The organism is Microcoleus sp. AT8-B5 (assembly GCF_036705565.1).
In the GTDB taxonomy this organism is placed as follows: domain Bacteria; phylum Cyanobacteriota; class Cyanobacteriia; order Cyanobacteriales; family Microcoleaceae; genus Microcoleus.
Genome location: NZ_JAUBUY010000010.1, coordinates 92070 through 106911, shown reverse-complemented (window position 1 = coordinate 106911; position 14842 = coordinate 92070). Strand labels below are relative to the sequence as shown.

Here is a 14842-nt window from a genome sequence, read left to right as displayed (position 1 = left end):
GTCTATAATTATCTTAAGATAGGGAGGATGGTGACTTTAAGGCAAATTGGCAATAGGCAATACTAGATTAGCGCTCTTGAATATCAGCATGAAAAAAGTTGCAAGCCCTATTTCAACCGGAGGTGCTGGGCCTGATTACGAAAACCGAGTTGGTGCTTACTACCTAGCAGCATTGCTATTGCAAGCAGTTCCTCGCGGTCAAGAGGCAGGAGTAACGCGAGAAGTACGTTTTCAGCGTCTCTATGAGGGACAGCCACTAGATGACCTCATTATTGTTTCGGAGCTTCCAGTTGGTGAGGCTAAGCTTGCTCTCCAAATTAAACGAGATTTAACTTTCGGTGAAAAAGATAAAACCTTTGATGAAGTAATCCAAGCTTGTTGGGAAACTTTCAAGTCTTCGGAATTTCATATTGGTATTGATCGCTTTGGGATTGGAATCGGGCTGTATTCAAAAAATATTGATGAACATTATCAAAGTGTTCTAACTTGGGCGCGTACCAGTACAGATTCAAACGATTTCCTCAAGAGAATTAATCAACAACGTTTGGCAAATAAAACTCAGCGTAGCTTTCTCCAATTAATTCGTGGCAAGTTAGATACTTACTTAGGGAGTAGTGTAACCGATGATGAGTTGTGGGACTTCCTGCGCTCAATGGTTATTTTGCATTTTGATTTTCAGCGAGATGGTTCGCGTGACTATAGCTATACTGTTGAGATGGTGAGTCATCTGCTAAATACTGATAAAAAAACTGAAGCACCGCAACTTTTCACTGAACTTGTTGATGTGGCTACTCAGGCAAATGGAACTGCTGGCAGCTTTAATGCAGAGATTTTAATGCAGAGATTGCAAGCTAAGTTTTCTCTACTCTCGCTCATTCATTGTCGCTCTGACCTTGAAAAGATACGACAAGAATCAGATTTTGTACTAAAGGATATCCGAGTTGATATTGGAGGTTTAACTCTTAGTCGAACCGCTCTAATCGTTGATGCTCTAGAAAAGCTTTCAGAAGCATCACTAATTGAGATAGTTGGCTCATCTGGAGTTGGTAAGTCAGCCGTAGTGAAGACTCTTGTTGAGTATCAACGAGGGGAAGGTCAAGTTCTAGTTATTTCAGGAGAGCGTATCATCGGGACAGGTTGGAGTATTTATGCAAGCACTCTACAACTCAAACAGCCACTGAATAAACTTCTCGTAGCATTAAGTGGAAGTTCTAGACCAACTATTTTTATTGATGGGATCGATCGGATTGTTGACATAGGTAAACGTGCTGTTGTGAATGATTTACTTCGCACGTTAGCAGAGGTTCCACTTAGCGAAGATGGTTCTCGGCATTGGACAGTTGTATTCTCAGCACGGGAAGAAAATCTTCAAAATGTCTATAGATGGTTGGACTGGCAATCACTAGGAAAACCAATAAGGTTGCAAGTACCGGAATTAACCGTAGAGGAACTCCAAAGTATTGTCGAACACAGTCCTCGACTTAAACCACTGTTATCTCTGAGTCAGCTTTCGCCGATTCTTAAGAATCCATTGATGTTGAGGCTTCTGGAAGACCCACGTATGCTTCCAAATCTAGAAGACTTACCACCTGTTGCTACAGAAATTGAAATCAGTAAAGTGTGGTGGGACAGACTGGTTGGTAATGAAGGTTCCGTCTCCGGTCGTGATAGAAAAAATTCTCTTTTGAAATTGGGTAAACAAGTTGTAAAATCTCCTGGTAAGCACTTTACTGTTGAAGACACTGTTTCTCCAGAGTCAATTATTTCTCTCGCTGCAGATCGAATCATTGTACAAGACCCCGATCGGGAAGTGTATCGCTTTAGCCATGATTTGTTTGAAGACTGGGTGATGTATTGCGTGTTGAATCAGCGTCGTGAGGACTTATCTGCTTATCTTCAAGAACTAGATGAACCGTTCGGTTTATATAGATCTGTTCAATTGCTGGGGTTAGCTTTGCTAGAAAACTCTAAGACGGCAGATTCTTGGATACAGTTAATAGAGCAAGTTGAGCAAGCTTCGGAACTTTCTCCTAGATGGCGGCAAGCATTACTGACTGCACTTCTAGTATCTCCACGTTCCAGCGAATTGCTTGATAAAGCTGAACCGCTACTCATAGCTGATAATGCACGGCGACTTATCGAGTTAATGGTTGCAATCCGAACTTTGGAAGTGATGCCGAACTTTTCACTAATGTCTTTCTTTACAGAAGAAGAGTTACGGTCAAGCGATCGCGTAAAGTCGCTTTTAATGAGCGATCCAATTCCAAGATGGTCAGTGTGGCAACCTTTCATGGGTTGGTTGCTAAAACGCCTCAATGATTTACCCACAACCGTTCGCCCAGAAGTTGTTAAGCTCATGGAGATGTGGCAAGTCAACTCGCCAATAGGATTTATTTATCGAAAAGAAATCGGTGAAATAGCGATCGCATTACTTAAGGAAGAAGAAGCAAGGAGAGGTTGCTAATGTCGAGATATGATGATGAATACGAAAACCGCTTACACAGAATTGTGCTGCACTCAGCAGATGTTTTGCCAGAGAAAGTTGGCTCTTATCTCGGCGAACTCGCTAACTCTGGGAATTATGACGCCAAAAAGGATGTAATTTCTAAAATTCAAGACTTTACGCCTCTTGTCGATTCAATCTCAAGAGAATTTGTTGATTTTGTAATCAGCGTACTTATCCAAAAGCCAATCAATCCAAAAAATTATCCTAGTATTCCTAGAAGAATAACTAGCTCGTCAGAAGATAGAAATTTTGGTATAAACGATATCTTGAATTTTTCCCCCCCTGCACCTGTTCAAGGACCGTTTTTATATCTCTTGCTTAAGAATGAGGATGAAGGACTGCGTTTAGTCCACAATCTCGCCAATACTGCATCTGAAAAATGGCGTGAGTATGAACAGCGAGAAGAATTTGACAGACCTAAATTAACTCCTCTACCAGTCACTATTAATTTACCCTCCGGTTCTCGTGATTTTTGGGGTGATACTCAAGTTTATTGCTGGTTTAGAGGAATAACTAATGGTTCATATGCTGTGATTTCTGCCTTGATGGCACTAGAAGAGTGGATTGAGAGACAGATTGAAGAAGGTAGAAATGTTGAAGCTCTTTTTGAAAAAGTATTGAGTGAGAGCAATTCAGTCGCCGTACTAGGTATTTGCTTAAATATAGCACTTGCTTATCCTGAAAAGTGTTTAAAAGCAGCACTACCAATTGCAATCTGTCCTGATATTTGGGAAATGGACAGAGAGCGTCTCTTTCACGATCAAACCAATTCATTAACATTTCTTAAGCTTTTGGAATTTGATCGGCATAATGACTGGCTTTACGAAGTCCTTGAAAGGCGAAATAAAAGACCGCAGCGTTCACGAGAAATTAGAAAGAATTTAGCAATTTATTACGTTTTGTCGAGTGATGACTCTTTAAGAGTTCCATTCGAGCAGGCAGTTGATAAATTTACAGAAAACCTTCCCTTTCGTTATGAAGAAGAAAAATCAGATCCAAACTTTGTAGCTGCTCTCCAAGAAAAAATGGAAAACTATCAAGTATTTGGAAGGAGAGAAAATTATCGACAACAGCAAGTGGGTGAACAATTACAAATATGGGTAGAATTTCCTAAAGAACTGAGAGAACGGAATCAAAAACTTCTCGCACCTAACGTTAAATACCAACCTTGGCTTAGTGTATATCTATGGGCAGAAGAAACCATTCAAAATCGTGTACCGCAAGAGCGGATGACTTTAGAAGAAGCTGTTGCAGCAGCCAAAGAATTAGAGGCATCCGAAGATTTTTCTGAAACGGATAACGAAAATATTCTTGATGTTACTCGTCTTAAAGCAATAGCGGGTGTTGCTGTAGCAATTCTCATTGCAGATTTTGAGTGGGCAAGAACACAGAACCATTTAGAATGGTGCCGCGCTATTCTACTTGCGGCTGCTTGTATGGCTGAAACATCCATGTATGCTATGTCATCGTCTAGGGTGAAAGTTTATGCTGGGCGAGGTTTAGCCTTACTAGCTACTCATGGTGTAGCAGATATTGAAATACGCCAGCAGATTCTCCAGTTAATAAGTGAGTCAGTGAGACAGTTTTCCGATAATGGAGAAGTGGTAAAAGCAGTATTTATTGGTCTGCAAAATGGATGGAATCTCGATCCAGGATTATGCTGGAATGTTTTGAGTCTTTGTCTCTCGCTATCTATAGTTCCTGGAAAACTTTACTATGGAACTAAAATTCCTGGGAAAATTTACTACTATGGAACTCATGTTGGACGATTTAGACCCAGTTTTAAGAAGCTAGAAACTTGGAAAGACAATGTTATTCAGAATCACTTTGACTATCTAGCAAAAGACGAAATTCCAGAGCTTCCTAGAATCCCCACAGTAAGAAAGATTGTTTTTATTCGAGGGAAAGTTGAGTATGGGCTTTATACTTTGCCACTTACAGAACTGTGTAGAGAATCAGCCACCAAAAACAAATTGCTCCAGCTTTGTGATGATTTAGTAGCTCGAACACTCGCAGATAACTTGCCAATAGAAGATGAACTATATTCCCAGTCTCATAAGCCCTATATGTGGAATAAATTTATCTTTACTTGGGCAGCATATTTGGCAAAATCGCTAAGTGTTGAGGAAACTCGCCAGCACATTTTGACACCGTTACGAGACAATTGGTCTCAGGTTCCAAAACTGACAGCCGATCTTCTGAATGGATATATCAGTCATCAAATTGATTACGTCGAAGGACCAACTACACAAGCTTTAGAAATTTGGAAAGAAATTTGCAAGTGGGTACTGGATAGTTCAGAAATTGCCACAAAAGTCAGTTATGACTACCTCGATATTGACACTGGAGAAGTTTTACAACTAATCGTCTTTACCCAGCATGGTAGTTCTCGCATTAAGGATGATTGGCAGCACGCCCACCTTTTTATGGAGATTTTTGACAAGTGGGTTAGCGTAGCTGGGCATAATTCTTACGCCTATAGCCATTTTCTCACCATGCTCAATGGTATTGGCTGGCAGTTTGCACCAGAACCAACACTCGAATGGTTGAATCGATGTGCAAGTAATGCTGTCCATGACCTTTGGAATGAACAGCGTGGGAATGGAAAACAGACAGCCGAATTATTAAACCGTATTTGGAACAGCTTTGAGCAGCAGATTCGTAGTGATAAGGCAATCCTACAACGATATTCTAATCTGGTGTATCGATTGGTGGAAGCTGGTATTCCCCTTGCGAGTGTGCTTCAACACAAGCTAGAGGGGCGGGAACACGTGTCTTGAACCTCCAATATGTGTGAAAAGCTAAGCCATAATTTGCCCCCTAATGATCGCTACATTAGGTAATTTCTAAATTTTCTTCGGATTCAAGCCCAAGAAGAAGCAATTTTTACTTCAAGTTCAACCGGAACTTGCTGCAAATATAGCTCTCCAGCTTCCACCATCACTTTTTTTAGAATGCAAGTGGTTCTTTTTAAAGTTGTTTGCGGACACTCTAACAGAATCTCATCATGCACTACACCAATCAACTTCGCTCCAGTCTTGGGTAGGAGTTTGAACAAACGAGCGATCGCCACTTTCAACATATCAGCCGAAGTTCCTTGAACAGGGTGATTTAGCAACTCAGAAAGTCGGGGTTTCTTTGCCCACCGTCTTCTGCGTCCGCCAATTGTACGGATTTGCTTGATGTCTTTGACGTACACCGTTTTCCTGATGCTGTCGTGCCATCTTCTGACTCCAGAATAAGCTTGGAAAAATCGTCTTCTGAACTCTTTAGCTTCGTCCAAGGTTAAAAGAACATCATATTTTTCCTCAGCATAAGCTTGGAGTTTGGCAGCACCCATGCCGTAAATTAATCCGAAATTAACTGATTTAGCTATCCGTCTATCCTCTGCCGTTACCTCCTCTAATGCCTTACCTGTAATCAAAGAAGCCGTTAAAGTATGCAAATCTTCACCTTTAGCGTAGGCATCTAACATTTTTGCATCGCCAGATATTTCAGCGACAATCCTTAGCTCGATTTGGCTGTAATCTGCTTTAATAATTTGATATCCGGGAGCAGCAATGAAGCACGCACGCATCCCCTTTGCCGTACAATTCCTGGGAACGTTTTGCAAGTTTGGCTTCTTGCAACTAAAGCGTCCAGAACGAGCGCCGCATTGCCGATAGCTGGGGTGAATTCTCCCCGTTATCGGGTGAATGTGTTTGGGCAATGCCTCAGCAAAGTTGGAACACAAAGATGCTAATTTCCGATAATTCAGTAGCAACTGAATAATCGGGTATTGACGAGCTAGAGGAATAAGTTCGCTCTTACTTGTTGACTTAATTGGAATGTTTAGGGCATGGAGAGCGCTTAAAACTTGTACAGACGAGCGGGGATTTATGCTTTCTACCATCTCGGGAAACAGGGAAAGTTGTGCGCTAGGGGCTGGTTTGAGACCGGCTTTCACTAATTCCACCAGCGTAGTCTGCTTTTGAGCTTTCAGTTCCTCGGCCACCAAATGCCAGTGTTTTGCATCCAGTAACATTCCATTTAGTTCCATTTGGGCTACAGCAGGCATCGCTTCAAATTCAATTTGGGCGGTTTCTAGTAACCCAGCATTCTGAAGTTTTGAGATGAGTCGCGCTCTAAGTTTCAGAAGGACAGCAGCATCTAAAGCGGCGTATTCTAACTGAGAAGCTGATAACTTACCTCCGAAATTGCTCGACTGTAGGCTTTTGTCAAGTTTGATTCCTAAAAATTCAAGAGCGAGGGATTGTAGATCGTGGTCTTTCTTGAGTCCAGATCGCAACACCTGACTCGCTAGCATGACATCAAAAAATGGGCCAGACGGTCTAAGTCCAGCTATTTCTAGTACCTGCCAGTCGAACTTACCATTTTGAAATATTTTGAGCGCACGGCTGTTTAGAAGCGCTTTTAAAGGCGATAATTCGCGATCGGCAAAAGCAGCTAGATCGACAATTATCACTGGGCGGTGGGGGACAGCTATTTGGATAAGTCGGATGCGTTCCGTAAGTGGATCTAGCCCGGTGGTTTCTGTGTCTATGGCTATAACACGAGCTTTTATTAAAGGCGAGAGGACATCATTTAGTCGGGAAAAGTTTGTAATCAGCTCGTATTCCACAATAGATTTTTGGGCGTAGTGTGGGGAATTATTCATGGGAATAGAGGGGTTTTAAGGTAATAGTTTTAGTCGTAAAAATGATAGAAATAGCGGAGATATTGGGGCAGATATTCGGTAGAGAAGGCTAAGTTACATTCTTAAATTTATTTCAAGAGGAAGCAATAGTGATTTGTTGAAAGGTAAGTTGTGCAGTCCCCACTAATAAAACGGTATAGTGGGGAAGCAATCGTCTATTTTTTGTCTATTACGACTAGGTAGCTCTCAACAGTAACCGGGCGATCGCTCCCCCAAAAGATTTCTAAGGGAAGTTCGATTAACTTGGCAGACGTGCGCTTAAGAAAGGCTCGAAATGCTTGCGATCGCGGATCGCCTCGGACATTCATGGAATTGCTAACAACACTTACCAGGCGTCCATAATTGCCTAAAAAAAGGTTATAGGCACGTTGTATGATATCTAAATCAACTCCTTTGATGTGGGGCGTAGAAAATGGGGGATTTGCCAAAATTCTGCTATATCGCCTCTGCGGTTCAGTTGTTAAAAAGTCACTTCCAACTAGATTGAACCCTTTTTGAAACAGAAGTTGTTGTAGCAGCGGGTTTATTTCAATTACATCAACGATTGCACCCGCTCTAACCATAGCCTGCGCCAATAAGCCGTCTCCTGCTGTTGGTTCTAAGGCGTAGATTCCTGAAATAATTTGAGCTTCTTCAATCATAAGCTCAATTAGCTCTGGGGGAGACGGAAACCAGGAATAAGGTGGAGCTTCTCGGATTCGCTCATATAGCATTTCTGCAAGCGATGAAGTATCTTTCATTTTATTTTTGCTGCTATTCGGGCTAGAATTGGCGAAGATTGCCTTTTTTTACGTGTTAAAATAAAGTCAATTGCCCTTCAACTTTTGAGTTATCTTTTGGTGACTTAGCTGTTACCATTTCTGTCGGTAAATCTGCATCAGCGCTTTTATCTTGGGACAATTTACGTTTGCCCCAGCCTTGGGATGCTGCATGACGGACAACGCTTTTCCTAATTGCTCTAGCTAGATGGTGATAATCATTTTGGATGCTGTCAAAGTTCACCGCTGAAAATTCAGCTAATTCGGACAAGTTGTAACCATTTGGTAGCCGATTATGTCTTGTCAAGGTGTCTTGTGCTGCCCACATATAGACGTTGTAATAACTGTGGTGCAGAGGAGCTTCAAATGTGGCTCCCATCATATAAGCCACGACTTCTGTGGAAGTGCAGTAATTCCCTACAATTCTGTTGCTGTACTCCTCTAGAATCAAATCGAGCCTATCGGATAAGCAAGCCGTTTTCAACCAGTCAGGTATGCTTTCTGACCAGGGGGTTTTGTGTAAAACTAATGGGCCTGCATAGTAACGTAAAAGGGGAAGGGGAATTCCGGTAAATTCCAGTAGCACGGCTATTAAGTCGCGGTGCATACCCATCTGGGCTAATAGCTTCAGCTTTTCCAAAATGCCGGACTGAGGTTTTACAGGGTGAGTGGTAATTTGTTCAAGTAATTCGGGCGTTAACAGATTTAGCTGAGTCATATCTTTTTGAAGGATAATTGTGTGACGAATGAAGATCAGAAAAATCGCGTAGCGAATTCAGTTACAGGGATTTGCGCCGTCTGTTGGGCAAACAATTCGGCAGAGATACGCACCTCTATATTTCTGAGTAATTTTTACCCACCTTGCTGGATGGAAGGCGGGCGAAATTAAGAGCAATGCCAGCGCTATATTTTGTTTCGTGCAATAGCAGTAGGTCTTGGTTGTTTGCAGATAGGCTACGTCAATCGCCGCCGTAGCCTATCCGCCGATAGGCGGTAGTTTAATTACGACTATCGGATGAAACCCCTACTCGTTATCCCTAGCTACGCTTAATTGTTGATTCTTACGACTTTGTAGCTACATAATTTATGAACGATCCAAACAATATCTGTGCCAATGAACCAGGTTATAGCGCTGATGGTTATGCTGTTAGTGGTCGTGAAAGTAACCCGTGCGAATCCTCCCTTAACGGATATCGAAGCAACAGTTATAGCAGTCAGCAAACAGAGGGATACGGGGTTCCAGACTACTTTGCTGATGGCTATCGAGAAAACCTTTTTGAAGGCGATTTAAATTTAGCAGATACTCCGTGGACGGAGACGGCTGCTAACCCTAACCCCTATTTTAAGGGAGGCGTAAATGACGCGAATCCCTATCAAAATCAAACAGCTACTTCTCATTTCTACGGCGGTGACTTAGAGCTGTAGTGCTTCAGATTGCAGGCTATAAATCGCCTGTATGAAACTTCTCATTTCGGCGACGATGACTTAGAGCTGCAGTGCTTTACGCCGAGGCTGCTCCATGTAAAGCCTCGGTTGACTGCTTTATTTATTTTAAGAAGCGCAATTGCAGCCTCATCAAGTTCGGTGGGTTCCTTTTTGCCACTTAATTGCTTAACTTTTCTACAGTATCCTCAACCAATAACCAAAGTTTTTTACACAAACATGAGAAGAATATTATCAACAAGATTCGGGCGATCATCAGTATGGTTATTCTCTCTCGCCTTAATAGTTTCCATTTTGTTTGAGCAACCAATATTTGCTACGGCACGAATTCCTGCTGATACAACTGAAATGCCAACCAAAATTTTAGAAATACCAGGGATGGACAGGCAAGGAAATCCTACTTCAGTTAACGCCCTCTTGCCAGATTGGACACAAATTTCTTTTTCTCAAATGCCACCCATCAGTCAATCGGGAAGCCTTTCAGCGGGAGAGTACAAGCAGGCAGTTGGCTATGATTTTAGCCGAAGTTGGACAGCAGGGCAAACTCCTGACCAGTACATCATGTTGGGCGATATCAGCCAAGCTTTGCAACCAGAATTGTTATCCTTTGGTTTTGTCACACAGCAAGCTGGTCTGAATTTAGATAGCGTAGCTTTAAGCGCATTTACTTTAGTTGCCAAGCAGTCGTTAAATCACTTAGTTCAGGCTATCCCTATTCTCGGTCAATTTAAAGTCGCAGAGATTGCGCCGGTGGCGGGACTGCTAGCAACAAAAGCTGCTGGCATTGATGTAGCCGATCGCACTCTAGATCGGGTTCTCAGTTCCCATCCACAATTAGGTCAGTTGAAACTGGGAGAAATTGACCTGTCTCAGTATTCAATGTCTTCTATTCCAAACTTAAGCAGCGCTCAACTTGGCGCGTTTTCAGATTGGCAAACGACCTTAATTAAAGACGTACCTGGGTTGAATGCTTTACCTCTGTCTAGCTTTCCCAATCCAATAGCAGAATTCGGCAATTTAGTAATGAGAATTGATGCGGTTTATGGTCCCGCCGAGCGACGGCGAACTAAGACGATATCAGGCTCAGACGTTCAGGGATTCTCAGTTAACTGCCAAGAAAATGATTGCGCTTACATCGAACTAGACGATCTGGAGAATTCGGGTCGGAACGCTCGCGGTTCGCTCGAAGGCAAGCAATGGATTAGCGGTAAGTACCAGGAAGTGGAGGGCGGATCGGGCTGTCTTAAAGGTGTCAACGGCGGCAAGGAACCTACGGGAAGATTGCCTTTTGGCAGTGCTTTTAAGGTAGTGGTCATGGAACCGGACGAGCAAACCGATACCGTTGATACGGCTCTATTCTTCCGATTTTGTTCGCCTTGCGGCTGCTCTCCTTATTTCATTGGCCCAGTACCTTTCTTCACCTATCGGGTTAATTCTCCCATTTTCGTTGGGGCGCTGGAATCGTCCTCTGGCGGCTCTTCCTCTGTACCAACTGGGGCAGTTCGCGGCGGAGTATCTTCTCCTGTTACAAAAGGCGTAGCTACAGCAGCTAATATTAATGTTCCTTGCCCTCCGGGTAGCACTGCACCAGCGCCAGTGTCAGTTGGCAATGTTCAAGGAGTCAATGTTCCCACTTTGTCGGAAGCGATCGCCAGTATTGAAAGCAGCGGTTCTTACGAGAATGCCGGCGTTAATGCTTGCGTTGATGGCGGAAATAATTGCGGGGTTCCGTTGGGCAAGTACCAGTTTATAAACTACGACGAGTACGCTGCTAGTTCAATTTCATCTAAACCAGGGGGTACGCAATTTTTAGCCAAACTGCGACACGGTTACCAACCCACTCAAGCAGAACTTTTTCAATTTTTTCCGCCTGCCGATCGAGAAGCTGTTTTTGCTCAAAGTCTCGCTTCTAAGCTGAATGCCACTTCTCAAGAAAAAGACCCTACTACTGGAAGTTTTTTTAGTGGCGATCGCCTGATTGAGCGAGTAGCTCAAAAGCATTTCGGGGGCGACTATTCCAAAGTTGACGGCTCTTCAACCGATATATTCGGTCGTTTAACTCTCTCAAGTTACGGACAGGATGTTTTGAGGCGCTATCGAGAGGGAGGTAGGGCGATCGCGGAGTCGAATGCTGCTGCTTGCGTTCCGACTTCCAGTGCGGCGCAATCCTCTAATTCTGCGAGTGCTGCCCCCGGCGGCGGTCAATCCACGAGTCAGTATATCAAGCCTGCGAATGGGCCAATAACCAGCCGCTTTGGGATGCGGACTCGTCCGGTTTCCGGCGTGCGGAAAATCTATAACGGCATTGGAATTGCCGGCTCAATGGGAAGCCCGGTAAAAGCTGTTGGCGACGGCGTTGTCAAGACAGCGGTGTCTAACTGCCAGGAAGGGTTACAGAACTGCGGCGGTGGCTACGGCAACTGGATCGAAATTGAGCACGGCAACGGTCGCACAACTCGGTATGCTCATCTGCGCGAGGGTTCAGTGAAACTCAAAGTTGGCGATCGTGTTTCTCAAGGTCAGGTCATAGGCGGATTAGGCAGCACTGGGACAACGGCAGACCCTCGCTTGCACTTTGAAACCCGCATTAATGGAACGGCTGTTAACCCATCTCAAGAAGGAATTTGAATTAAACGGAGATGTTCTGCACCATGATTTCCTTGAAAAAACGGACAATTATGTTGAAATTTACCTGGGGCTTGCTAACAGCTTTTTTGGTTTATTTGTTGAGCAGTTTATTCACCCATCCCCCAGCTTTTAGCCAGCCGACTCGGAACGCTGATGTCCCTTCAGCTTGCCTTCCAGTTGGTCTGGGGACTCTCAGGACAGAGTTTGTAACTGAAGTAACAGATGGCAGCACTCAATATCGCTTGTTCGATGCCTATTTGCAGGGAGATGCCGTGCCTTTTTCTGTATTGGTTTCTCTCCAAGGGAAGCAGTGTAGCTTGCTTTATTCCAACCCGACGAACGATTTTTATCCTTACAGCCACACTGTCAAGCTGCCGATAGCAAGGCAAATCGCTCTGGGAGAATTGCGTTACTCCATCAACAAGGCAGGGAGTATTGATAAGTTCCGCTCTACTTTGCAGCCGAATTTGGGAGAACCCACTTGGCAATTTTCGGAAGAAGAGCTTTGGGCATTTAAGCAGGTTGGGATTACTGTTCCTTCACTTAGTAAAACTAGCAAAAATAAGTGAGATATGTTCGCTTTGATAAGATTCATACAAGCAAAAATTAAACTTTTGCTTAAAGCGGATTTAGTAAATCTGCCGGGTGTCTTTCCTAACCGGATTTAGTAAATCTGCCGGGTGTCTTTCCTAACCGGATTTAGTAAATCTGCCGGGTGTCTTCCATAACCGGATTTAGTAAATCTGCCGGGTGTCTTTCCTAACTGGATTTAGTAAATCTGCCGGGTGTCTTTCCTAACCGGATTTGGTATGACATCTACATAGAAATAATTTACGGAGGTTAAAGCAATGTTTAGCAAAAATCAACAACTAACTTCAGGTTCAGAACACATAGGGGAGCCACCAATCATAGCTGCAAATAAAAAATTATTACTGTTTTCTCAACCTTCTCATAAGGAACTCCCAAACCCCGCTTCTAATTCCCTAAATAATTTTCGGTCCAGAGTATCATCGTTTTTATTTATTGGGCGGTGGTTCCGCTTTGGAGTGGTCTTGTTCTTGCTGTTATCGGTGTTGTTAGGAACTGCTGGTTGCACCCCGAGTGCTACAACGATTTCTTGGACACCTGCTACTAGACTCATCCCTGTTGAAACTGTTCAAGGCATAGTTGCCGAAAATTCTGACCTGAACCCCCAGAATTCAGCATCAAATGTGTTGGCTTGGGCTGTAAACGGACAAACAGGCAGGTTAGTTATTTTTAATTTTAACAGCCCTGGAGTTTGTGGGGCGGGAGGTTGCTTATATGCTGGGTATTTATTCAGAAAGAATGTTCCTCCTCATCGTCGTGTATTTGCTACTTATTTAAACGAAAACTTGCCACCTAATAAACCGCTACTTCAAGTAGTAAGTGACCCCTCAGAAACCTCTGATTTGCCTTGCTTGCAAGTACAGCAGCCGTCACAAAATGGTATTCGGCAGTTGTTTTATTGCTTCAACGGCCGCCAGTACCAGTTAGCTAACAGTTCCTTGATTGAGCTTCCCAATAAAATGAAATAAGCGACTTTAAAGTATTTGAGCTTGGCTCTTCGTTAGCGATCGCCTGTTCCGCACCAATAAAAAAATGCCTCGCTCCCTAACTGGATATGAGGCACTTCTTCAAAAGTAACTAACCGAGGCTGTTAGTCATCTGCTTCCGCATCAAAATCATCGTCGAACTCCTCTTCTTCATCAAAATCGTCGAAATCATCCTCTTCTTCTATTACTTCAGCGGCAATTTTACGAGGGGATTTATGATTGGCGGTCTGCTTTTTTCCATTTTCTATTTTACGAGCAGCGGGTGGCAACACTTGAATTTGCGGTTCGGCTGTACCTGGTAATGCAGGAGTTTCAGTGAATCCGGCAATGATATCGTGCAGCCCCCAAATCGCATTTTTATGCTGCGGGCGTCCCAGATATAGAAAGGGGAAATTATCAGCAGTTGGCTTAGTATAGCTGACAGTTTTGCAACAGTAGCTCTTATTAGAGCCTTCACCTTCTTTAACTCCTTTGAATTCCACCTCTAGGATACCGAGGCTTCGCCATTTATCGGTTTTCCCGCTGAAAGGAATTTGGAAATAATCGGCGAATGCTTTTTCCAACAGACGGTAGAATTCGTCTCTGGCTGCTTTAAAGCTCCAAAGCGCAACATTTTTAAATCTGACGACAATAGGCGTGCTGTGTCTGGGACGATTGTTTTCATCCAAGAAGACAATGGCGTGTTCGCTAACAACATCCATTATCTTTTTATCGAGTTGAGCTTTATACTCTTCGTACAGCCCGACAACACTACCGCCTAGATCGGGAACGTCATTCTTGTAACGAATGTATTCAGGGACGAATCCCAGCACGCATAAGCGGCATTTAGAGAACAGCAGGCCTGTAACATCTTCTGTTAGTCCAATTGTAGTCATTTCCTCTTCTGTTGGCATGACAAACCAATTGGCTTTTTCTAGCTGATCCTCTGGAATTAATATTCCTGCCACTTGTTCGTTGATGACGATGCCATAGGGCAGAATTGGTCGCCTTACTTGATTGTGACCGGGTTCTAGGAGTTCGGGGTCAATTTCAAAATCAAGGTCTTCTGACTGATGTGGGATTGTGCCTTCAATCATCCCTGCGTTATTTGAGCTTTTTGCTTTAGCTTTACTATTGGTTTTAACCATTCTAAAAGTTTGTGACATTGCAGTTCCTGCAAGGCGGTAGCCTTACCTTTAAAAAGGGTAAGAGGTAGCACAGTTAAGCCTAGTAATTTTGTCAAAACAATTTAAAAATC

Annotated in this window: 10 protein-coding genes; 6 read left to right on the top strand and 4 right to left on the bottom strand. The window is 43.3% G+C overall.

From position 1 onward, the window contains the following. Positions 1–88 precede the first annotated feature (88 nt). Positions 89–2464, top strand: a complete 2376-nt coding sequence (locus QUB39_RS09450; protein ID WP_333261061.1) for an ATP-binding protein — start codon at positions 89–91, stop codon at positions 2462–2464. Continuing rightward, the gene (locus tag QUB39_RS09445) at positions 2464–5286 is read left to right on the top strand and encodes a hypothetical protein (RefSeq protein WP_333261065.1); all 2823 of its coding nucleotides are present in this window, start codon (positions 2464–2466) and stop codon (positions 5284–5286) included. Before QUB39_RS09450 ends, QUB39_RS09445 begins: the two co-directional genes overlap by 1 nt. Positions 5287–5369: 83 nt before the next feature. Here the strand turns inward: QUB39_RS09445 and QUB39_RS09440 are convergent, their stop codons facing one another. From QUB39_RS09440 to QUB39_RS09430, 3 genes are all read right to left on the bottom strand, one after another. After that, complete coding sequence (locus tag QUB39_RS09440) at positions 5370–7163, bottom strand: bifunctional 3'-5' exonuclease/DNA polymerase (RefSeq protein WP_333261068.1); 1794 nt, start codon at positions 7161–7163, stop codon at positions 5370–5372. Between the two features lie 194 nt (positions 7164–7357). Beyond that, complete coding sequence (locus tag QUB39_RS09435; RefSeq protein ID WP_333261071.1) at positions 7358–7942, bottom strand: class I SAM-dependent methyltransferase; 585 nt, start codon at positions 7940–7942, stop codon at positions 7358–7360. 55 nt (positions 7943–7997) lie between these two features. Further along, positions 7998–8678: a hypothetical protein gene (locus QUB39_RS09430; protein WP_333261074.1), complete on the bottom strand. Its 681-nt coding sequence runs from the start codon at positions 8676–8678 to the stop codon at positions 7998–8000. A gap of 368 nt (positions 8679–9046) precedes the next feature. On the opposite strand from QUB39_RS09430, the gene QUB39_RS09425 reads away from it, so the two are divergent. The 4 genes from QUB39_RS09425 to QUB39_RS09410 all read left to right on the top strand — a co-directional run bounded on the left by QUB39_RS09425 (position 9047) and on the right by QUB39_RS09410 (position 13587). Further along, a complete protein-coding gene (locus QUB39_RS09425) occupies positions 9047–9385 on the top strand; it encodes a hypothetical protein (protein ID WP_333261077.1) in 339 nt (112 codons plus the stop codon). A 366-nt stretch (positions 9386–9751) separates the two neighbouring features. Next, positions 9752–12031 (top strand): M23 family metallopeptidase, encoded by a 2280-nt coding sequence (locus QUB39_RS09420; RefSeq protein ID WP_333393018.1) that lies wholly within the window; start codon positions 9752–9754, stop codon positions 12029–12031. A 50-nt stretch (positions 12032–12081) separates the two neighbouring features. Beyond that, positions 12082–12600 (top strand): hypothetical protein, encoded by a 519-nt coding sequence (locus tag QUB39_RS09415; RefSeq protein WP_333176424.1) that lies wholly within the window; start codon positions 12082–12084, stop codon positions 12598–12600. Between the two features lie 483 nt (positions 12601–13083). Further along, positions 13084–13587, top strand: a complete 504-nt coding sequence (locus QUB39_RS09410) for a hypothetical protein (RefSeq protein ID WP_333298198.1) — start codon at positions 13084–13086, stop codon at positions 13585–13587. 122 nt (positions 13588–13709) lie between these two features. On the opposite strand, the gene QUB39_RS09405 is transcribed toward QUB39_RS09410, so the two are convergent. Beyond that, a complete protein-coding gene (locus QUB39_RS09405) occupies positions 13710–14750 on the bottom strand; it encodes a DUF5895 domain-containing protein (RefSeq protein WP_333261089.1) in 1041 nt (346 codons plus the stop codon). Between the last annotated feature and the right edge of the window lie 92 nt (positions 14751–14842).